The sequence below is a fragment of the Streptomyces sp. Je 1-369 genome (genome assembly GCF_026810505.1).
GTDB lineage: Bacteria > Actinomycetota > Actinomycetes > Streptomycetales > Streptomycetaceae > Streptomyces.
Genome location: NZ_CP101750.1, coordinates 744,213 through 765,239, shown reverse-complemented (window position 1 = coordinate 765,239; position 21,027 = coordinate 744,213). Strand labels below are relative to the sequence as shown.

Sequence of the window (21,027 nt, the reverse complement as noted above, 5' to 3'; positions counted from 1 at the left end):
TCGGAGCGGTTCACTGCAAGCTCCCGCCGCACTGTCAATGACATCCGAGGAACTCTGCTGGTCACGCCTCGTGCGGCGGCTGGGGCCGCGCTGGGTTTGGAGTGATGAACACCGCGAGGCAGCGGAACTCGCTACTCGGGCCCTCCAACTGGGTGTATGGACGCCAGGCGAGCGTGTAGGCGCCTCGCAGTACTCGGGTGTTGTCCGGGAAGGAACCGCCGGCCCACAGCAAGGTGCCACTCAGTTCGCGGCCGGGGTGGATGCGGAACTCCTCGTCCCTGGTGGGCATCTTGCGTTGCCTGGGACGCCACAGGGCCGCCTCGTTGGTGATGAGCAGGGCGAGCCCGTTTTGGTCCTCGCGGTTGCAGAAGCGTTCCAGTCTTCCTATGTCCCGCAGGAAGTCCCTACGCGCGACGTCCGGCGCGTTGTGTCCGCGCAAGGCGTACTCCTCGGGCGGCGTCCCCGCTGTGCCCGACCACTGCCGGGTCACGTACTTGAACTCGATTGCCGTACGGCCCGTCGGCCCCAGGCACAGCAGGTCCAGGTACTCCGAGGTATCGCTCCCGCGCACCGGGACCTCGAGACGGCACCTGACCTCCGGCGCGACCTCGCCCACCGCGAGGGCGAAACTGTGCTGGAGATCGGCCTCGGAGTGGAACACTGGCCGCCGCGCGCGCAGGCACGCCAGGACTTCGTCCAGCGCAGCGCTACCCGCGATCGTCTTCGGGTTTGTGGGCGGGGGTATCTGCGTGGCCACCACGCCATTGAAGCCTGTGGGGCTGACCCTTGTCAGCTGGTAGTCGATCATCGTCGACAGGACGCGGCCACATCTCTGGAGGTCGAAGCGTTCATAGTCCGCCGAACGCCTCTGCAAAAGGGGGCTGATACCAGGATGCCTTCGGTAGGCCGCGGTCTCCTAGAGACGATTCGTGCGGTGACGCCCGGGCTTGCTCAACTACTGGGTGGCAGAAGCTCGTTGTGACCGATGGTTGCCGAGTCGCCCCTCGGGAGCACGCGCCGCACGCGGTACGGCCTCCTCTGATGTTGGTCAGGGTGAGTGTGATGTCCGTGCTGCACCTGCAACGGCAGCACCACCGGTCGGTGGTCTTCCCCGGATAGGGCTCCAACGGCTCGAACCCAGCGGCGCGTGCCTCCGCGGCGGCTGCCGCAGGATCGGTTCGGCCGCCGGCTCGGGGGCACTTGTTGCAGCCGGTGGTGCCCGACCGGATGGAGGACAGGCGCGTCGCCACTTCGTTTCCACAGGAACAGCGGCAGCGCCAATGGTCCGTGGTGCGGCCGGGGTACGGCTCCAGTGGCTCGAACCCGGCAGCTCGCACTTCGGCGGACGCCCGCTCGTGGGTTGCCGAGTTGAGGGCGCAGAACCGGCAGCCACTTGAACCGCTGTTGACGTTGGAGTAGGTGGGGCTGGTTTCGCGACCGCATATGGTGCAGCGGCATCGCCACGGTGTACTGCTGCCTGGGTAGGGTTCCAGCGGTTCGAATCCGGCCGCGCGCATTGTTTTGCCGGCCTTCGGCGCGTTCGTGGCGGCGCGTTTCGCCTGAGCCTCCTTCGCCCGGCAGATGCGACAGCGCTGGCCCGCGTTACGGACGGCGCTGAACGTCGGACGCCCCTCGTACCCGCAGGTCATGCAGCGCGAGGGCCAAGTCACGTTGGTGCGGCCGGGATACGGTACGAGTGGCTCGTATCCGCAGGCCCGCATTTCGGCGGCTGCGGCCTCCGCGTCGATGAGGACCGCGGTACGGGGTCGGTCGCCGACTCGGGGTGCATAGGGTTCCGTGGCGTTCCGGGTTTCCTCGTCGACCATGGCCCAGACTTCGGCCGCCGTGACGCGGGATGCGGAGCAGGTCTCGGTCCAGCCGTTCGGCATGATGCCGCTTGTGAGGAAGGGAATGAGCCCGGCCTGGCGCAGGCGGCCCAGCACGGCCTGCTCGACGTCGTAGGCAGCCGCGCCGGTGGCGTATTCACGGGCCTGATGCAGTTGCCAGCCCTGGCGTTCGTGTTGGATGAGGCGCGAGGTGTAGCCGGTGCAGGCACCGATGCCGATCTTGACGGCTTGCCACTCCCGGTGGGTGATCACGTAGACCTTCGACGGTCCTGCCAGATCGATGCCGTGGGTGGCGCAGAACTTGCATCCGCCACCAGTACGGATTTTCATGAAGGTCGGGGAGACCTCGTTCCCGCAGGTCGTGCAGCGGCACCGCCACTCCGTCGTTGAGGAGGCATAGGGCTCCAGCGGCTCCAGCCCGGCGGCACGCATGGCAGCCACCGCGATGTCCGGGTCGGTCCTTCTGCCCGCTGCCGCTTTCACGTCCGCGCAGTGCCGGCAGCCTCCCTGACCCGCCAGAATGCCGCCCAGACTCGGTGACGTCTCACGCCCGCAGCCGTTGCAGCGACACCGCCACGCCATGTCACGACGCCCCCCGTACGGTTCGAGCGGTTCCAGGCCGGCGGCGCGCATGAGAGCCTCTGCTTCGTCCGCAGGCCAGCGGCGTCGGCCACCCGGTGAGGGAGGACAGTACGGGCAGGCCCGAAGGCCGCGCCTGAGGTTGCTCAACCTGATCTCGACGTCTCGGCCGCACGCGAGGTGGCGGCAACGCCACAGGCCGCTCGGCCCCGGGTAGGACTCCAGCGGCTCCAGGTCGAAATCCTTCACCTCGACTGCGGCCTGGTCGTCGTCCGTGCGGGGCAGCTCGCGGCGACGCGACCATGAACGGCTGATGCCCCGCCCGGCGTTCTTGCGCCCGCACGGGCTGCAGCCCCCTTGTCCGCCCTTGACTGACCCATGAGTGGGCGTCCCGATCGTTCCGCAGGCTGTGCACCGGCACCGCCAGGGGACGTCGGTGCCGGGATAGGGGTCCAGTGGTTCCAGACCCACCGACCTCATGAGCGCGGCGGCCTGGTCGGGATCGACCGGAGCGTTCGGCGCGCACCATCGGCACGGTCCCCCTCCGCGCCTGATGTACGAGTAGCGCGGCTTGACCTCCCGACCGCACGGCACGTGCCGGCAGCGCCAAGGCGGTGTCGCACCAGGGTACGGCTCCAGCGGTTCCAAGCCTGCCGAGCGCATCAGCGCCACAGCCTCCTCTGGAGGAATTGGCGCCGTGCCTGAGCAGTAGTGGCAGCTGCCCTATCTGCCCGAAGCGATGTTGCCCAGCCGCGGTGTCACTCCTCTCCCGCACGTTTCATGCCGGCAACGCCCGGGCTTGTCACTGCCTGGATAGGGGTCCAGTGGTTCGAGCCCGGCATTCCGCATGATCAGCACCGGATCGCGTGGATCCTTCCGCGGACGTCGCGTCGCCACCCGGCCTCCTTCTGAAGTGCCCACTTCCGGGGTGAGGATCGCACGCGGTACTGACAACGGCCTTGTTTACGCCGCGAGCTTGGGACGGGCTTCCTCGCGGTGGCCTTCTTGCTTGGCACTTCCGGGCTGTCATGTTCGTGGTCTTCGGCAGCTCACGGACGTTGGCAGGCCCGTTCTCGCCGTGAGGAGCCTTCGCTCGCGATACGGATTCATCAGGGCGGTCATGAGGTCGAAGAGTTATCCCAGTGCTGCTGGCAGTTCGGGCGCTGATTACGGGTATCGGCGAGTCGCCGCGCTCGTGACCGGGCGGCTCGTGGGGTGATGTCCCTAGGCCCTACTTGGTCCGCGACTGGTCCGACGGGATCTCCGTTGGATGCCAGACAGTAACTCGAAGGACCCAATTAATTACAGTGGGTACCTGTAACGTCAGGTTGCCTGGAGCGTAAAATGCCTCCAGGCAGACCGACTTCAGGCTCTAGAAGAACCCAAGCTTCTGAGGGCTGTAAGAACAAAGAAGGTTCTTCGTCTGCTGGTAGTGCTCCAGCATCATCTTGTGCGTCTCGCGGCCGATGCCGGATTGCTTGTACCCACCGAACGCCGCATGCGCCGGATACGCGTGGTAACAGTTCGTCCAGACGCGCCCCGCCTGGATCGCGCGGCCCGCCCGGTACGCCGTGTTGATGTCACGCGTCCACACCCCGGCCCCCAGCCCGTACAGCGAGTCGTTGGCGATGTTGATGGCGTCGTCGAAGTCGTTGAACGACGCGACCGAGACCACCGGACCGAAGATCTCCTCCTGGAAGATCCGCATACGGTTGTCGCCCTCGAAGATCGTCGGCTGCACGTAGTACCCACCGGCCAGCTCGCCGTCGTACTCGACGCGCTGACCACCGGTCAGCACCTTGGCGCCCTCCTGCTGTCCGATGTCCAGGTAGGAGAGGATCTTCTCCAACTGGTCGTTGGACGCCTGCGCCCCGATCATGGTGTCGGTGTCGAGCGGGTGCCCGGCGGTGATCTGCTCGGTGCGGGCGATGGCCGCTTCGAGGAACTCGCTGTACTGCCCGCGCTGCACCAGCGCCCTCGACGGACAGGTGCACACCTCGCCCTGATTGAGCGCGAACATCGTGAAGCCCTCGAGCGCCTTGTCACGGAAGTCGTCATTCGCGGACCACACGTCGTCGAAGAAGATGTTCGGCGACTTGCCGCCCAGCTCCAACGTCACCGGCTTGATGTTCTCCGAGGCGTACTGCATGATCAACCGCCCCGTCGTGGTCTCCCCGGTGAAGGCGACCTTGGCGACACGCGGACTGGACGCCAGCGGCTTGCCCGCCTCGACGCCGAACCCGTTGACGATGTTGACCACTCCGGGCGGCAACAGATCGGCCACCAGACTCATCCAGTAATGGATGGACGCCGGGGTCTGTTCGGCAGGCTTCAGGACGACGGCGTTGCCCGCTGCGAGCGCGGGCGCCAGTTTCCACGTGGCCATGAGGATCGGGAAGTTCCACGGAATGATCTGCGCGACGACGCCGAGCGGCTCGTGGAAGTGGTATGCGATGGTGTCCTCGTCGACCTCGCTCAGCGACCCCTCCTGCGCACGGATGACACCCGCGAAGTACCGGAAGTGGTCGATGGCGAGCGGAATGTCGGCGGCCAGCGTCTCGCGGACCGGCTTGCCGTTCTCCCAGCTCTCGGCCACGGCCAGTTGTTCGAGGTTCGCCTCCATCCGGTCAGCGATCTTCAGCAGAACGTCCGCACGCCCGGTGACCGACGTACGTCCCCACGCGGGCGCCGCCGCATGCGCCGCGTCGAGGGCGCACTCGACGTCCTCCGCGGTACCTCGCGCCACCTCGGTGAAGGGCCGACCGTTGACCGGACTCGGGTTTTCGAAGTACTGACCACGGGCGGGCGCCACATACTCGCCGCCGATGAAATGGTCGTAGCGCGACTGGTAGGAGACGATCGCGCCCTCAGTGCCGGGCGCTGCGTAACGGGTCATCTTGGCTGGCCTCCCGAAGAAGGCTGCCCGCCCTCGGGCAGCTCACGTCCGGAGAGTAGAAGCGACGACGTTGCATAGACGTTGCGCCCCCAGACGCGCACGACTGTCCGAGTGCTAGGTCAGGCCCACGTGTGGCTATGCCAGTGCGGACTGCGGCCAGGTCAGTTCCTCGTTCGGTTCCGTCAGTGTGTCGCGTGGCCAGGGCAGTTCGGCGCCCGGGGACGCCGGGGCCCGCGTGGCCAGGGAAGTTCCGCGTCCGACGACGCCCGCGCGATGTGTGACTCGGTCGGGTCCGCGTCCGACAACACCAGCGAGGCGTGGCTAGAGCGGTTCCGTGTTCGGCGACGCCAGCGAGGCGTGGCTAGAGCGGTTCCGTGTTCGGCGACGCCAGCGAGGTGTGGCTAGGTCAGGTCCGCGGGGGCGACGCCAGTTCAGCGCATGCCAAGCCGCCTCCGCGTCGGCCTACCCCAGTTCCGCATCCAGCTCGCCCACGCGGGCCAGCACGGGAGCCGTCGGACGCAGTCCGGCCAGCGCCCGCCACACCGCCAGGTCCTCCTCGCCCCACGGAGCGTGTGCCCAGTCCGCGAGCAGGTCCGGGTCATTGCGTTCGATGAGTGCCGCCCGCATTTGGTCCGCGAGCCTGCGACGGAGCCGGACGAGAACGGGAGCCTGCGACTGCGGCAGCAACGGGCCCGCGTACGCCGCCGCAGCCGCCGCCACTGCCCCCGCACCCAGGCGACGTTCCACCGCGTCGACATCGCACTCGACAGGCACCGCCAGCCGGTACGGCCGCGACCGCAGCAACTCCGCCCCCAGCACCCGTCGCAGCCGCGCCATCTCGGCCCGCAACGTCACCTGTGACACCGACTCGTCCTCATACAACGCGCACAGCAACTCGTCCCCCGACAGCCCCTCCGGGTGCCGGGCCAGCAGCACGACGATCTCGCTGTGCCTACGACTCAACCGCACCTTGCGCCCCTCCGCGAGCAACAATGCCTCATCACGCCCGAGCACGGCCAGCTCGGCCTTCTCGTCCGACCTCACCGCCGGTGCGAGCAGAGCAAGTTGCGACTCCCCGGCCCGCGCGACCGCCTGCACGAAGGCGAGACTGTGCGGGTGCGCCAGACCATCCCCGCCGGTGATGTCGACCGCGCCGATCAGCCGTCCGGTCCGGGGGTCATGCACGGGAGCGGCCGCGCACGTCCACGGCTGCACCCGCCGCATGTAGTGCTCGGTGGCGAAGACCTGCACCGGCCGGCCCACGGCAACTGCCGTGCCCGGCGCATTCGTCCCCATGGCGGACTCCGCCCACCTGGCACCCGGGACGAAGTTCATCCGCTCCGCACGCTGCCGCGTCACCGCATGGCCCTCGACCCACAACAACCTGCCGTGCGCATCGCACACAGCGAGCAGATGCTCCCCGTCCGCCGCGAAGGTGCCCATCAACTCACGGAACAGCGGCATCACCCGCGCCAGCGGATGCTCCGACCGGTACGCCCCAAGGTCACCGTCGGTCAGTTCGACCGCCGCTCCGGCGCACTCCGGACTCACCCGTGCCCTGGCCGACCTCCGCCACGAGTCGGCCACCACCGAACGCACCGGACGGGTGATCGTCCCGGCATCGGTGAACCTCTCGTGGGCCGTGCGCACCACCCGCACCCGCTCGGCGGGATCCACACCGGGCTCCAAGGCCACCCACGGATCGGACAACTGGGCCTCCCAGGACGGCGATGCGGTGTCGCCATCGTCGCCCCAGGGACGGAAGCCGACAAGGAGGCAGTGGCCGACAAGAAGCCGGGAGCGGATAGGAACCCGGGAGCCGACGAGGGTTCGGGAGCCGACGAGGACGCGCTGTGACCTAGGCGAAGTTGACGAGGCGTAGATAGCGCGACCAGTCCCAGTACGGACCGGGATCCGTGTGGTCCGAACCCGGGACCTGATGGTGGCCGATGATGTGTTCGCGGTCCTTCGGTATGCCGTACTTCGAGCAGATGGCAGCCGTCAGCGCGGCGGACTGCTCGTACATCGCGTTCGTGAAGTACTCGGGTTTGTCGACCCACCCTTCGTGCTCGATTCCGATGCTTCGTGTGTTGTAGGTCCAGTTCCCGGCATGCCACCCGACGTTGCGCTCGCGGACGCACTGGGCGATGTGACCGTCCTTGGATCGCACGACGTAGTGGGCCGAGACCTTCTTCGCCGGGTTCTGGAAGATGGCGAGCGTGTCCGCGTACGTCTCCTGCGTGACATGGATGATCACGTAGTCGACGGGATACGTGGTGGGGCGGTTGGCCGCCGTGTAGTTGGAGGTGCTGGCCGGGACCCATTCGGCCAGGGGATAGTCGACCGCACGAGCCTGAGCGGTCGCATGGGCGGCGGGCAGGAGCGCACCGGGCAGGGCGGCTGCGAACGTTCCCTGCAGCAGTCGGCGCCGACTGGGGAACCGTCTCACTCGATCCATGACTGGCCTGCCTTTCGGTGGGGGCGTGGGGGGAACGACGGCTGGAATGGCGCTGAACCTGAAGGGCCACCGCGGCGGTGGCCCACTGGTCTCCTTCTGCGACGGCGAGGTTGTCGCTCGAGTGCGGCGTGCAGGCGCAGCGCCAGACTTCGGCGCAGGGGCACCGCCCTGGCGAGGGGCGATGAGGTCTACCTCTGTGGGGGGCGCGGGACCATGTCCCGTGGCAGTGCGGCCGCCGTCTCGCGCAGCCGCGTGTGCAGTCCCCGGTACGTCTCGCGCGGGCAGCCACTCTTTACGGATCTCGGCTACGCACGCGTAGTTGGTGGCGCAGACATTGGCGAGCGGAGACTCGACCGTTTGCGTCGTGAACTGGTAGGCATCCAGTTCACTGAATCCGTAGAACGGCCCGGTCTGCGGATTCAGGAACGGGAACTCGCAGACCTCGGAGACCAGGTCCTTCTCCGAGCGGACGTTCCCGGCGAAGCAGTCCTCCGTGAACAGGTCGAGGACCGTGCCGGGGGCAATGCGCGGCCACGGGCGGCACACCGCCGAAGGTCCAGGTGTACTCGCCCGGCTCGGGCCGTACTGTCAGGATCTGGGCATCATTCATCGCTGCACCGCTCCACTCTGGCCGGATGGGCCGTCGGTCCGACCGGGGTGGGCCGCGCAACTCGCTCGGGTCCCGATCCGCCAAGCCTCCACTGCCGCTGACGTGACGTCACCGCTGCGGGGCCTCACGTGAATTACGTTACGGCGACGGCTGGTTGAGGCGGAAGGGCCCGCGTCGGATCTGTGCACAGCAGCGTGATTGTGGATAACCCGGCCACTCGTACGGGGGAGCGGCAACTCACCAAACTCGTCCCGGCCGTCTGCTATGTCCGCTGCGCGGCCGCCCCCACCTGTTACGCCCGCGGAGCCGCCCCGCCCGCACTCGAAGCTACCCCGTCCGGACCCGGCGCCGCCCCGTCCGCACCCGAAGCCACTCCACCCGCACCCGAAGCTACCCCGTCCGGACGCGGCGCCACTCCACCCGCACCCGGAGCCGCCCCACCCGCACCAACACCCGCCGGATCGTCCAACACCGCCCGTGCCACCGAGTGCGCAGCCCCCAACAGCGGTCCGTCGGGACCGAGCCCGGACACCGTCACCCCACAGCCCCGGCCCGCGGTGCGCTCCGTCAACTCCTGCTCAAGAGCGGGCAACAGCCACGGCGCGAGGCGTGACAGCGCACCGCCCAGCACGACGGCCCGCGGATCCAACAGATTCACCGCGCCGGTCAGAGCGATGCCCAAAGCCGTTCCGGCTTCGCCGAGTGCTCGCCGCGCGGCTTCGTCGCCCGCGGCGGCGCGCTCGGCAAGCACTTCGCCGCGTTCCCCACCCGGGTCGCCCGAGTCCAGGCCCGCGGCGCGCAGGACCGCGCCTTCACCCGCGTACTGCTCCAGGCAGCCGCGGCCTCCGCACGGGCAGGCAGGGCCGTCGGGTCGGACGGGCACATGTCCCAGCTCGCCGGCGAACCCACGCGTCCCCCGCAGAAGCCGTCCGTCCACGACGAGCGCCGCACCGATGCCGATCTCCGCCGACACGTGGAGGAAGTCCTCGGGCGATTCCTCGCCGAGCCACAGTTCCGCGAGCGCGCCGAAGTTGGCCTCGTTGTCCACCGTCAGCGGCAGCTCACCGGACAGGTGCCGGCTCAGGTCGATGTCGTGCCAGCCGAGGTTGGGGGCGCGGACGACCGTCCGCGTGTCACGAGCGACCAGACCGGGCACGGCCACCGCCAGGCCCGCGGGGGACAGCCCTTCCTGTCGCGCCCGGGCGCACACCTGGCTCACCAGGACGGCGAGTTCCTTCAGCACGGGAGCGGGGGAGCGGTCACGGTTGGCGGACCGTCGCTGGACACGTGCGCGGATCGCGCCCCGCAGATCGACCGCGCATACCGCCAGATGATCGACGCCCACCTCGGCACCGATCCCGACGGGCCCCAGCGCGCTGACCGCCAGGGCCGAGCCGGGGCGCCCCACCCGGCCAGGACGCTCGGGGCCCAGCTCGTCCAGAAGCCCCGCCCGGATCAGTTCGTCCACCAGCGTGGAGACGGCGGCCCGTGTCAGCCCGATGCGGGAGGCCACCGCGGCACGGGACAGCGGGCCGTGTGTGGCCACCGCGTGCATCACCCGGGACAGATTCCGTCGGCGCATCCCCTGCTGGGTGTCGGGCAGCCGCGTGCCGGCAGGTCCCCGGCGCTGGTCGTGCAGAGGTGCGGTCATGCCTTGGTCAGTCCTCACTCCCCTTGGGGCGCCCTGTCCAGGAGCGGCGCCGCGTCGGAGAGTACCCCGGAGATCCGCGAAAGCGCCGCCTCGTCACGCTCCACAGGGTCGAGCACGGGCCCCCGAGCCGTGTCCCAACGCCTCGCGATGGCGCTCGGGTCCTCCTCGGTCAGCAGGCCGGCCGCCTGAGCCGCGGCCCCGAGCGCCACCAGTTCCTGGGCTTCCGGGACCTGCACGGGACGTCCGGACAGGCGCTGCACAGTGTGCTGCCACGTCTTGCCGCGCGCCCCGCCTCCGATGAGCAACAGCGGGGCCGACCGGTCGGCGTCGGCGTCCAGAACCAGGTCGAGGGCGCCGAGCAATGAGTGGACGGCGCCGTCGTATGCGGCCTGCAGCAACTGGCCGGGCGTCGTGTCGTGCCGAAGGCCGTGCAGCACTCCGGAGGAGTGCGGCAGGTTGGGTGTGCGCTCGCCGTCCAGGTAGGGCAAGAGGGTGACCGTGCCACCCGATTCCACCGCGTCACGCTCAAGGTGGAGCAGTTCGGCCACTCGGTCGACGGCCTGCGTGCAATTCAGCGTGCAGGCCAGTGGCAGCCATCCACCGCGCGCGTCGGCGAAGCCCGCCACGGTGCCGGTCGGATCCGCGGGACGGCGCTCCGAGACGGCGTACACCGTGCCCGACGTGCCGAGGCTCAGCACCGGTGTCCCGGGGCGCAGCCCGAGCCCCAGTGCTGCCGCCGCGTTGTCGCCGGTGCCGGGCCCGACCAGCGTGCCTTTGGAGAAGGGCAGTTCACCGCCGTCCCTGACCGTTCCGACGACCTCCCCGGGGCGCGCCACGCGGGGCAGAAGTGCAGGGTCGAGCCCCACCATGTCGAGAATGCCTTCGTCGTACTCCTCGGAGCCCGACGCCCACCAGCCTGTTCCGGAGACGTCGCCGCGGTCGGTCGTGCCGAGCCCGGTCAGCCGCTCCGTGAGGTAGTCGTGGGGCAGGCGCACGGCGGCGGTGGCTCGGGCCGCGGCGGGCTCGTGCTCGGCGAGCCAGGCCCACTTCGTCACCGTGAAGGAAGGCCCCGGTACGCTGCCGACCCGATCCGCCCAGACCTTGGGCCCGCCGAGACGCTCCACGAGGCTACGGGCCTGCGGGGCGGATCGCACGTCGTTCCAGAGCAGCGCCGGACGGACCGGGCAGCCGTCCTTGTCGAGGGTGACGAGCCCGTGCTGCTGCCCTCCGATGGACACGGCGGAGGCTTCCCTGGCCGCCTGCCCGCACTGTTCCAGGGCCGCGCACAGGGCGTCCCACCACTCCTGGGGATCGCTTTCGCGATGCTCACCGGCGCTGACGCGGTGCGGGGCCTGACCACGCGCGACCACCCGGCCGGTGGGCGCGTCGACGATCAGGACTTTGGTGGACTGTGTGGAGCTGTCCACCCCGACGACGAGGGGCCCCTGAGCGGTGGGCGCTGATGACATGACGGTCTCCGTTCCTGCGACTGTCCCCGGGTGCGCTCCGGAGTTCACTCCTCGACCTTCCCAGCAGCGCCCTCGGATACTAATTTGTAAAGCGCCATGACGAAATAGTCGAGGGAGCCGCACATGAACTATCAGCCCACCCCTGAGGACAAGTTCAGCTTCGGCCTGTGGACGGTCGGCTGGCAGGGCCGGGACCCGTTCGGAGACGCCACCAGGGCCGCGCTCGACCCTGCCGACTCGGTGCGGCACCTCGCCGAACTGGGCGCCTACGGAGTGACCTTCCACGACGACGACCTCATCCCCTTCGGATCCTCCGACTCGGAACGGGAGGGGCACATCAAGCGATTCCGGCAGGCACTGGACGCCACAGGCCTCGTCGTACCGATGGCCACCACGAACCTCTTCACCCACCCCGTCTTCAAGGACGGCGGGTTCACCGCCAACGACCGCGACGTGCGGCGGTACGCACTGCGGAAGACGATGCGCAACATCGACCTCGCGGCGGAGCTGGGCGCCCACACCTATGTGGCGTGGGGCGGCAGGGAGGGGGCGGAGTCCGGCGCCGCGAAGGAAGTGACGGATGCGCTCGACCGCATGAAGGAGGCCTTCGACCTGCTCGGCGAATACGTGACCACGCAGGGCTATGACCTTAGGTTCGCCATCGAGCCGAAGCCCAACGAGCCGCGTGGCGACATCCTGCTGCCCACCGTCGGTCACGCCCTCGCGTTCATCGAGCGCCTGGAGCGTCCGGAGCTGTACGGCGTCAACCCCGAGGTGGGGCACGAACAGATGGCGGGCCTCAACTTCCCGCACTCCATCGCGCAGGCGCTCTGGGCGGGCAAGCTCTTCCACATCGACCTCAATGGCCAGACCGGTATCAAGTACGACCAGGATCTGCGGTTCGGTGCCGGTGACCTGCGCAGCGCCTTCTGGCTGGTGGACCTCCTGGAACGGGGCGGTTACGACGGCCCCAGGCACTTCGACTTCAAGCCGCCGCGCACCGAGGACTTCGAGGGGGTCTGGGCCTCGGCTGCCGGGTGCATGCGCAACTATCTGATCCTGCGCGAGCGTGCGGCTGCCTTCCGGGCCGACCCCGAGGTGCGTGAGGCGCTGCGTGCCGCGCGCCTGGACGAGCTGGCGGTCCCCACGGCCGAGGACGGCCTTTCCGACCTGCTCGCCGACAGGAGCGCCTTCGAGGCCTTCGACGTGGCGGAGGCCGCAGCGCGCGGAATGGCCTTCGAGCGGCTCGACCAGCTGGCCATGGACCACCTGCTGGCAGCTCGGAGCTGACCGTCCCGGTCGGTGCTCGAGCAACCCGCGCAAGGGGCTCGCCATATGACCGGTACGAGGCGACTCTGGTGGGTATGGCCATGCCGCCCGTACCACCGCAGCCGCCTCCGCCACCGCCCAGTGGTCCGCCGCCCGGCGGGGGAGGGTTCGGGCCCCCGCCGGGCGGCGGGTACGGGCCGCCTCCAGGGAACGGCGGTTGGCAGCCGCCCCCGCCGCCCGGCGGCCCGCCAGGGCGGCGCAACGGCCTGTTCGTCCTGCTCGCGGTCATCGTGGCGCTGGGAGCGGTCGCCGCGGTGGTTCTGCTGACGACCGGCGACGACGGCGACGGCAAGAAGGAGCCCGTCGAGTCCGGCAGCAGCACGGGGCGCGACCCCACACCCTCCTTGAGTATCCCGTCCGAGGTACCGGACGAGTTGCCCACGGGCCTGCCGAGCGATGTCCCGTCGCTGCCGACGGACTTTCCTACGCTGCCCACTGAATTCCCGAGTGACCTCGACTCGGTCGTACCCTCGCCCGCCGATGATCCAGTCCCGTACTACCTCTTGCGGAGAGGTGACTGCTTCAACGTCGACAGCAGCCGACCCGGACAGGCCGCGAAGAGGTCGTGCAACGAACCGCACGACGCCGAAGTCGTAGAGTTCGCCGAACTGAAGGGCTCCTACGGGACGGACGCAGCCCTGAAGAAGGCGGCGGCCGCCCTCTGCGAACGACCGCTGGAACGCAAGGCGCGCAGCCAGCCGTCAGGCACGGTGCGCGGGACGCTGGTGCAATACCCGGACGCCACGGGCTACAAGGTGGGCATCGACAACGTCGCGTGCAGCCTGGCGGGGGACAGCGGCTCGGGCAAGCACAAACTCACCAAGCCGCTGTCCTGACCGAGTCAGTACCGCCGAGGGAGCCGCACGTACGTCACTGTGGTCTCCGCACCGCTGTCCACCAGCAGACCGTCCTTGTCGAAGGCCTCCGGGCCGTCGCTCATCCCGAAGTCGTTGTCATTGATGAGTGCCAGAGTGCGACCGTCGACCCGGGCGACGCCTTCGATCTTGTCGGGCACGCCGTCGACCGTGTTCAGGTCGACGACCAGGCGCTTGTCAAGGACGGGCACTCCGGAGGAAGCGGGGTCGTCGAGTTCCTCCAAGGACGGCCGCGTCGTGCTCTTGTCCCACTTGCCGTCCAGGATGTTCGCCCGACGATCCAGTCTGACGGCCTGGAGCCGCGCGGCCTTGTCGGTGCGCTCCTGGACGAGCAGCTTGTCGCGCCCTATGGCGACCACGGAAGAAATCTTCAGCTCGGACGTGTCGTCCTCACCGGGATCGACGAGGTCCACGGGATCGAACCGGTAGGCGTACTCGGCGATGACGGCCTGCTTCGCCGGTGAGAAGCGCAGAAGCCGTGCGGTGCGCGAGCCCTCGCCCGCGTCCTCGTCCGGTAGGGAGAGCGGACTCTGTACGGCCATCACCAGGTCTCCGCCCGGGAGTTGGGCTAGTCCTTCGAAGCCGCGGTTCGTCTTGCGGTGCAGGAGGACGTCGGGCAGCGCCTCGACCACCGGGTAGTCGGCGCCGCGCAGCTCCAAACCTCGCGGAACGTACCGCTTAATGACCTTCCCGCGCGCGGAGACATGGATCAGGGACGGCCCGTACTCGTCGACCAGCCAGAAAGTGCCGTCCGGGGCCCGCACGAGCCCTTCCGTGTCCAACCCGTTCGGGTCGTACGACACGGGGGTCTTCGCGTCGTACGAGTACGGGGCCTCGTCGTGCCCTTCCTGGTTGGGCAACCCGGTGACGGGCTTCCCGGAAGAGGTCGTCAGCGGCAGTGCGGAGACGACCTTGACCTTGTCCCCATGGACCCGGATCTTCACGATCGCCGGGTCGAAACCAGGGACAGGGAAGGTGCGGCGCTTCTTGCCGCCCACCTTGATCTGGCCGTTGGGTCCTCGGTCGGTCACCGTCCAGAACTCACCCTTGCGGCCCGTCGGGTAGAGATCGCTGCCGATGCCTCCCAGGTCGACACCCCGGTCGTCCTTCACCGTGCCCGGCAACAGCGCGTTGCTGAAGGTGCCGAGCGGAATGTCGCCGAGAGTCGCGGCAGCGGTCACGCGCGCCGCACCGTGTCCGCCGCCCGACCGGCCCGTTGCGGTGCCCGCCACCGCGAGGGCGGCGACCACGGCGAGCGGCAGGCCGATGGCTATGGAACGACGGACACGGCCCGTACGGGCGGTGTGCGGGGACATCGAGGGCCTCCTGGGGCACAGGGTTCGTGATGACAGCGGCCAGAATTCGCCGTCATCACGAACCCGTGGAGGCCTACGGGTGAACGGAAGGGGGCGTGCCGGCGGCGCCTACCGCGCGGGGCCGGAGGTGGCTCGGGCTCCCTAGGGCCGTGTCACTCGTCTCCGTCGGCCACGGCCACGGCCAGTGCCGTCGCCGGGTCCTGGGCCGCGGGCCCTGCGGGAGTCCAGCGGCCGTGTTCCTTACGGTAGGGCCACCAGCGGCCGTCGCGCCCGTGGCGCAGCTGTACATCCGTGCCGACCACCGTCCATCGGTTGTGCGAGGCGCGAAGCCGGGGCCGCTCGTCCTCGTCCCAGGCGGCATCCAGTGCGGCACGCGCGCGTGCCAGTGTCTCGTCCTCAGGCGTCCACGTCTCCTCGAGGACGTGGAGCGCGGCCCGGCCCCCGTACCCCCAGGCCTGGACGGCAAGGTCGAGGCCCTCCCGACCGCGCTCGGATGCTGCCGCGAGGCGCGCTTCGACTGCCAAACCGGGCCGCGCCGCCGCCAGACGGACGGCGTCCTCCTCAACCGTCAATTCGTCCCCGACAGGGGAGCGTTCATGGTCAGGTGAGAGCGCGTCCGTCAGAATCCGGTACGCCTCGACGGCGGCCTGAGCGGCCAGGAACTCGACCGCGGCCACATCGAGCCCCGGAGAGGGCTCGGCCTCCGTGTCGAGCGTCGGCGGCACACCGGGCTCCGCGGGCAGCAAAGGCAGCGCAGGGAGCGGCGGGAGGATGGCGCCGTCCGCGTACGCCTCCGCGGCGTCCACGCCCCCAGGACCGGCCTCCTGGGTGCCCTCTCGAACCTCTTGGGCTTCGGCCGTCGAGGCGCTGCGCGCCTGCAGCTCGTCGAGAAGCATCCGCTCCCCGCGTCCTCGCATCAGCAGCAGCACGAACGGGTCCTCGTCGAGAAGACGTGCCACCTGGTAGCAGAGAGCAGCCGTATGCCCGCAGTGGTCCCACGCCTCGCAGTCGCACTCGGGCTCGAGGTCACCGATGCCGGGCAGGAGTTCGATGCCCGCCGCCGCGGAATCCTCCACCAAGTGCGGCGGCATGTCACGGTCCAGGAGCGCGGCGATGTGCCCCGCCCTCTCGATGGCCATCTCCAGGAACCGGTCCCATGCCTCTGGGCTCAGTTCCTGCAGCAGCACATCGGAACGGTGCGGCGTACCGTCCCGGTCCTTGACCACTGCCGTGATGCGGCCAGGGCGTACGGACACGGCTCCCACCGCACCCGCGCGCGCGAGACGACGGCCGGCCTTCAGCTGCTGCAGATCCAAGGCGGTGTCTTCGAGAGCCTTCAACCAGGCCTGGCCCCACCAGCTCTGAGCGAACCCCCGCCCGTGTGCGGGTGGCAGCGCCGCGAACGTGCGCTCCTCCGACTGCCCGCCCGCGCGCGTGCCGTCCGCGTCGTCGTACGTCTCATCGTGGATGTCACTCATCGCGTGCCCCCTCGCAGCTCCACAAGATCCGACAGCTCGGCATCGGTCAGCTCGGTAAGAGCGGCCTCGCCGGATCCGAGGACGGCGTCCGCCAACTCCCGCTTGCGCAGCAGCATGTCGGCGATACGGTCCTCGATCGTTCCCTCAGCGATCAGCCGGTGCACCTGTACGGGCTGTGTCTGCCCGATGCGGTACGCGCGGTCGGTGGCCTGCGCCTCCACAGCGGGGTTCCACCAGCGGTCGTAGTGCACGACGTGCTCGGCACGGGTCAGGTTCAAGCCCGTCCCTGCCGCCTTCAAGGACAGCAGGAAGACAGGCACTTCACCGTCCTGGAAGCGCTGCACCATGGCCTCCCGCTGCGCTACAGGAGTACCCCCGTGCAGGAACTGCGAGGGAACACCACGCGCCGAGAGGTGCTGCTCGATGAGCCGCGCCATCTGGACGTACTGCGTGAAGACGAGCACGCCCGCCTCTTCCGCGAGGATCGTGTCGAGCAACTCGTCGAGCAGCTCCAGCTTTCCGGAGCGGCCCGGAATTCTGGGCTCGTCCTCCTTGAGATACTGCGCGGGGTGGTTGCAGATCTGCTTGAGCCCTGTGAGGAGCTTGACGATCAGCCCCCTGCGCGCGAACCCGTCGGCGCCGGAGATGTCAGCGAGCGTCTCCCGCACCACCGCTTCGTAGAGGCCCGCTTGCTCCGCGGTGAGCGAGACGGCACGGTCGGTCTCCGTCTTCGGGGGCAGCTCGGGAGCGATCCCCGGATCCGACTTGCGGCGACGCAGCAGAAACGGTCGCACGAGCTGTCCGAGACGCTCGGCAGCAGTCGGATCCGAGCCGCCCTCGACGGCCTGGGCATACCGCGTACGGAAGGTGCTGAGCCGACCGAGAAGACCGGGGGTCGTCCAGTCGAGGATGGCCCACAGTTCGGAGAGGTTGTTCTCCACAGGTGTGCCGGTGAGCGCCACGCGCGCGCGGGTACCGATGGTGCGCAGCTGCTTCGCTGTGGCCGAGTAAGGGTTTTTGACGTGCTGTGCCTCGTCGGCGACGACCATGCCCCAGGAGCTCTGGCCGAGCCTCTCCGCGTCGAGCCGCATCGTCCCGTAGGTGGTGAGGACGAACTCGCCGTCCGCCAGGTCATCGAGGTTGCGCTGGGAGCCGTGGAAACGGCGCACACGCGTGCCGGGCGCGAACTTCTCGACCTCCCGCTGCCAGTTGCCCATCAGCGACGTCGGACAGATCACGAGCGTGGGCCCGGCGGACTCCGCCTGTGTCTGACGGTGCAGATGCAAGGAGATCAGCGTGATCGTCTTGCCCAGACCCATGTCGTCGGCGAGGCAGGCACCCAAACCGAGGGACGTCATGCGTGCCAGCCAGTTCAGGCCGCGCAGCTGGTAGTCGCGCAGCTCGGCGGAGAGGGCCTCGGGTTGGCCGACGGGCTCCATGCCCTCCGGGTCGGCGAGCCGTTCGCGCACCGTGGCCAACCACCCCGTCGGCTCCACGTCGACCCGCTGCCCGCCGACCTCAGCGGTGCCTGTCAGTGCGGCGCCGAGCGCGTCGATCGGAGTGACCTTGTGATCCTGCTGGTCGCGGGCGCGGCGGAGCTCTGCCGGATCGACCAGTACCCACTGATCGCGCAGGCGCACCACCGGACGGTTCGACTCCGCGAGGCGGTCCAGCTCCGCCCGCGTCAGCTGCTGATCGCCGAGCGCAAAACGCCAGTTGAAGGCCAGGAGGGCATCGGCCGACAGGAAGGACGGTGTATCCGAGGAGAGCTTGTGCGGGCCCTTGTGGTCACTCTCGTCGTCATCCGCCGGGCCGATGACTGCGTGTGCGGTGAGATTGCGCGCCAGCTCTCTGGGCCAGTGCACGTCGACGCCCGCGGCAGCCAGCGTGCGGGCGCCGTCGCTCAGGAGCGCGGTGACGTCTTCGTCGGCCAGCTCGATCGCATCAGGAACGGTGGCAGAAAGCAGCGGAGCCAGCGGCGGCCACGCGCGCGTGGCCCGGCGCAACGCGAGCAGGGCATCCATACGCGCACGAGGCCCGAAAGCCTGGCCCGAGGCCCCGGAACCTGCCCACACCTCTGCGGCATCCGCGACGAGCGAGGGGTCGCTGACACTGTGCAACTGCAGCACGGCCCTAAAAGGCAGCCGTGTACCGTCATCGGCCACCGTGGCGAGGCCGGGAATCTCAAGACGCAGCGAGATGCGTACCCCGGCGTCGTGCCCGGCGGCGACGTCCAGCGCCCAGGCACGCTGCTCCGGCACGTGCTGGGGCTGGGAAGCGGCGAAGACGGGTCCGCCCGCGGCCAGCGGCGCGGCGGGGGAGCGCGGGAGCGTGTCGGCCACGGCATCGAGGAACTGGCGCAGGACATGCTCGGGCTCGGGCAGCCGCGGCGGCACACTGTCGTCCAGCGGCAGGGCGTGGGCGGCCGGTGGCATCGCCGCCGCCAGCTCGCGCAGCCGTTGCAGATCGTCGGCACTCAGCGGACCGGTGCGCCACGCATCGTGGTCGCTGACGGTCAGCCCCGGCAACAGCAGACCGCGCGCCGCCAGTTGCAGGGCCAACACTCCAGCCGTACCCCAGAAGGCGCCCGTCGGATGCGTCTCCGTAGCAGTACGCCCGCGCGTGAGGACGGGCAGCGCGGCGTGAACGGGAATGAGAGCTGCGGACACGGTCGCGAGTTCGACGCCCTCATCCCCCGGTACGACGAGGGCCAGCTCTTCGTGGACGCCGGCAGAGGTGTCCGGCGGCTCGGTGCCGTCGGCGTGCCAGAAGGCGACACGCCCGTGACGCGGCGGGTCGGCAGGCACGAAGAGAACGGAACAGCGCGACAGTTCGGAGATCTCGGAGGGGGACACGACAGGGAGCCTGTGCACAGCGATAGCGCATTCCTCAAACTTGACTACTGAGACCGGAGCGGCCGAGAGTACAGCACGTGGAGGACTTCAAGGGAGTCGCGGTGCGGTGATCCAGGTCACTTTCCCTTCAGGTGGGGTGTAGCCAGCCCCCCTGGCGGGCGGTGCTGACCCCCGGTTGGACACGGGTGGTGCCGCCATGGTTCCCCCAGGTCAGTGATCCGTACGTTCTATGAGGTCAACCCGTTGTCATGAAGACCGGAGACCCACCATGTCCCAGGCCGCCGCAGTAGCGGAACGCTCCCCCACCAGCACCCGCGGGCAGAGTGCCGGAAGTGATTTCGCGCCTCTCCTGCGCTCGGTCAAGGAACACGGTCTCCTGAACCGCCGCACTGGTTGGTACGCGCGAATGATCGCGATCAACGCCGGCGTGCTCACCGCTGTAGGCATTGGCATGTTCCTTCTTGGCACCTCATGGTGGGTCCTCCTGCTCGCCCCCGTGCTGTCCGTTCTATGCGCCCGGACGGCGTTCATCGGTCATGACGCGGGCCATTCGCAGATAACGGCCGACCGCTCTGCGAGTCGTGCCATCGGTCTCGTGCATGGCAATCTCCTGCTCGGAATGAGCTCGGCCTGGTGGAACGACAAGCACAACCGGCACCACGCCAACCCCAACCACATCGACAAGGACCCCGACGTCGCCGCGAACGTCCTCGTGTGGACCAGCAGGCAGGCGAAGCTCCGCAGCGGGTTCCGGCGTTGGCTCACTCGCAACCAGTCCTGGCTCTTCTTTCCGCTGACGCTCCTCCAGGGCGTCGCCATGAAGATCTACGGCTTCCAGGATCTGCGGCGGCAGGCTCCACGAGAACGCGTGGTGGAAGGCCTGCTGCTGGTCGCCCACCTTGTCGGCTACGTGACGTTGCTCCTGGCCGCCATGCCCCTCAGCCACGCGATCGCCTTCGCCACGGTCCACCAGGCTCTATTCGGTCTGCACCTCGGACTGGCCTTCGCGCCCAATCACAAGGGCATGGAAATGCCGGACCCGAACGGCGAGCGCTGGGGGCATCTGCGTCGCCAGGTGCTCACCTCGCGCAACGTCCGTGGTGGCCCGATGACCGACTGGTTCCTCGGCGGACTCAACTACCAGATCGAGCACCATCTGTTCCCCAGCATGCCCCGGCCCCATCTGCGGCTCGCCCAGCCCGTCGTGCGCGCCCACTGTGCCGCTGTGGGCATGTCCTACGCGGAGGCTGGATTTGTCGACTCCTACCGGCAGGTCCTGCGGCATATGTACGAAGTCGGGGAGCCGCTCCGGGTCGAGTAGGGGGGAACCAGTAGGGGCGGGACTCAGGGGTCTCTCAGGGTCGCGATCAGGAACCCTGGGAGAGCAGCTGCCGTTTTCCAAGACAGAGAGCGGCACACGCCGCGAAGGAGGCGACGCACATGTCGAAGAAGGCGAAGATCGCCGCAGGTGGTGTGGCGGCCGGGATCATCCTGTTGATCTGGTTGCCGTGGTGGGCCGCGCTTCTGATCGTGCTCGGAGTCCCCGCGGCGGCCTATCTCACGCTCGACTCCGGCCAGCGGCGCCGTCTGCGTCGCGTCACGCGCAAGGAGATAGGCCACTGAGGTCCACTTGCTCCGGCCGGTGGTGGTCCGGCAGGTGAATG

14 protein-coding genes and 1 pseudogene are annotated in these 21,027 nt (G+C 69.0%); 4 read left to right on the top strand and 11 right to left on the bottom strand.

What is annotated here, in order from left to right; all coding sequences use genetic code 11:
• Nucleotides 1-61 precede the first annotated feature (61 nt).
• From NOO62_RS03470 to xylB, 8 genes and pseudogenes are all read right to left on the bottom strand, one after another.
• The gene (locus NOO62_RS03470; protein ID WP_268769402.1) at nucleotides 62-808 is read right to left on the bottom strand and encodes a hypothetical protein; all 747 of its coding nucleotides are present in this window, start codon (nucleotides 806-808) and stop codon (nucleotides 62-64) included.
• 40 nt (nucleotides 809-848) lie between these two features.
• The gene (locus NOO62_RS03465) at nucleotides 849-2,330 is read right to left on the bottom strand and encodes a hypothetical protein (RefSeq protein WP_268769401.1); all 1,482 of its coding nucleotides are present in this window, start codon (nucleotides 2,328-2,330) and stop codon (nucleotides 849-851) included.
• A 1,468-nt stretch (nucleotides 2,331-3,798) separates the two neighbouring features.
• Complete coding sequence (locus tag NOO62_RS03460) at nucleotides 3,799-5,322, bottom strand: aldehyde dehydrogenase family protein (protein ID WP_268769400.1); 1,524 nt, start codon at nucleotides 5,320-5,322, stop codon at nucleotides 3,799-3,801.
• A gap of 462 nt (nucleotides 5,323-5,784) precedes the next feature.
• Complete coding sequence (locus NOO62_RS03455) at nucleotides 5,785-7,032, bottom strand: GAF domain-containing protein (protein WP_268769399.1); 1,248 nt, start codon at nucleotides 7,030-7,032, stop codon at nucleotides 5,785-5,787.
• A 148-nt stretch (nucleotides 7,033-7,180) separates the two neighbouring features.
• Entirely contained in the window at nucleotides 7,181-7,780 is a 600-nt protein-coding gene (locus NOO62_RS03450) for an N-acetylmuramoyl-L-alanine amidase (RefSeq protein ID WP_268769398.1), read from the bottom strand.
• 188 nt (nucleotides 7,781-7,968) lie between these two features.
• A pseudogene (locus NOO62_RS03445) lies at nucleotides 7,969-8,390 on the bottom strand (hypothetical protein).
• A 292-nt stretch (nucleotides 8,391-8,682) separates the two neighbouring features.
• Complete coding sequence (locus tag NOO62_RS03440) at nucleotides 8,683-10,041, bottom strand: ROK family transcriptional regulator (protein WP_268769397.1); 1,359 nt, start codon at nucleotides 10,039-10,041, stop codon at nucleotides 8,683-8,685.
• A 14-nt stretch (nucleotides 10,042-10,055) separates the two neighbouring features.
• On the bottom strand, nucleotides 10,056-11,510 hold the full coding sequence (xylB, locus tag NOO62_RS03435) for a xylulokinase (protein ID WP_268769396.1): 1,455 nt from the start codon (nucleotides 11,508-11,510) through the stop codon (nucleotides 10,056-10,058).
• Between the two features lie 123 nt (nucleotides 11,511-11,633).
• Here xylB and xylA point away from each other — a divergent pair, with 123 nt between their 5' ends.
• Together xylA and NOO62_RS03425 are read left to right on the top strand one after the other, a co-directional pair.
• Nucleotides 11,634-12,800: a xylose isomerase gene (xylA, locus tag NOO62_RS03430; RefSeq protein WP_268769395.1), complete on the top strand. Its 1,167-nt coding sequence runs from the start codon at nucleotides 11,634-11,636 to the stop codon at nucleotides 12,798-12,800.
• 80 nt (nucleotides 12,801-12,880) lie between these two features.
• Nucleotides 12,881-13,675 (top strand): hypothetical protein, encoded by a 795-nt coding sequence (locus tag NOO62_RS03425; protein WP_268769394.1) that lies wholly within the window; start codon nucleotides 12,881-12,883, stop codon nucleotides 13,673-13,675.
• 5 nt (nucleotides 13,676-13,680) lie between these two features.
• Here the strand turns inward: NOO62_RS03425 and NOO62_RS03420 are convergent, their stop codons facing one another.
• From NOO62_RS03420 to NOO62_RS03410, 3 genes are all read right to left on the bottom strand, one after another.
• Nucleotides 13,681-15,030: an esterase-like activity of phytase family protein gene (locus tag NOO62_RS03420; RefSeq protein ID WP_268769393.1), complete on the bottom strand. Its 1,350-nt coding sequence runs from the start codon at nucleotides 15,028-15,030 to the stop codon at nucleotides 13,681-13,683.
• A gap of 152 nt (nucleotides 15,031-15,182) precedes the next feature.
• Nucleotides 15,183-16,508: an SWF or SNF family helicase gene (locus NOO62_RS03415; RefSeq protein ID WP_268769392.1), complete on the bottom strand. Its 1,326-nt coding sequence runs from the start codon at nucleotides 16,506-16,508 to the stop codon at nucleotides 15,183-15,185.
• Entirely contained in the window at nucleotides 16,505-19,381 is a 2,877-nt protein-coding gene (locus tag NOO62_RS03410) for a DEAD/DEAH box helicase (protein ID WP_268769391.1), read from the bottom strand. The genes NOO62_RS03415 and NOO62_RS03410 overlap by 4 nt, the downstream gene beginning before the upstream one ends.
• A 250-nt stretch (nucleotides 19,382-19,631) precedes the next feature.
• Here NOO62_RS03410 and NOO62_RS03405 point away from each other — a divergent pair, with 250 nt between their 5' ends.
• Together NOO62_RS03405 and NOO62_RS03400 are read left to right on the top strand one after the other, a co-directional pair.
• Entirely contained in the window at nucleotides 19,632-20,684 is a 1,053-nt protein-coding gene (locus NOO62_RS03405; RefSeq protein ID WP_268769390.1) for a fatty acid desaturase family protein, read from the top strand.
• Nucleotides 20,685-20,803: 119 nt separating this feature from the next.
• Complete coding sequence (locus NOO62_RS03400) at nucleotides 20,804-20,986, top strand: hypothetical protein (RefSeq protein WP_150164367.1); 183 nt, start codon at nucleotides 20,804-20,806, stop codon at nucleotides 20,984-20,986.
• Nucleotides 20,987-21,027: the final 41 nt, after the last annotated feature.

Coding starts and splice junctions, on each gene's coding strand:
- NOO62_RS03470 (WP_268769402.1), bottom strand. CDS start 808: ATGATCGACTACCAGCTGACAAGGGTCAGCCCCACAGGCTTCAATGGC.
- NOO62_RS03460 (WP_268769400.1), bottom strand. CDS start 5,322: ATGACCCGTTACGCAGCGCCCGGCACTGAGGGCGCGATCGTCTCCTAC.
- NOO62_RS03450 (WP_268769398.1), bottom strand. CDS start 7,780: ATGGATCGAGTGAGACGGTTCCCCAGTCGGCGCCGACTGCTGCAGGGA.
- NOO62_RS03440 (WP_268769397.1), bottom strand. CDS start 10,041: ATGACCGCACCTCTGCACGACCAGCGCCGGGGACCTGCCGGCACGCGG.
- xylB (WP_268769396.1), bottom strand. CDS start 11,510: ATGTCATCAGCGCCCACCGCTCAGGGGCCCCTCGTCGTCGGGGTGGAC.
- xylA (WP_268769395.1), top strand. CDS start 11,634: ATGAACTATCAGCCCACCCCTGAGGACAAGTTCAGCTTCGGCCTGTGG.
- NOO62_RS03425 (WP_268769394.1), top strand. CDS start 12,881: ATGCCGCCCGTACCACCGCAGCCGCCTCCGCCACCGCCCAGTGGTCCG.
- NOO62_RS03420 (WP_268769393.1), bottom strand. CDS start 15,030: ATGTCCCCGCACACCGCCCGTACGGGCCGTGTCCGTCGTTCCATAGCC.
- NOO62_RS03415 (WP_268769392.1), bottom strand. CDS start 16,508: ATGAGTGACATCCACGATGAGACGTACGACGACGCGGACGGCACGCGC.
- NOO62_RS03405 (WP_268769390.1), top strand. CDS start 19,632: ATGTCCCAGGCCGCCGCAGTAGCGGAACGCTCCCCCACCAGCACCCGC.
- NOO62_RS03400 (WP_150164367.1), top strand. CDS start 20,804: ATGTCGAAGAAGGCGAAGATCGCCGCAGGTGGTGTGGCGGCCGGGATC.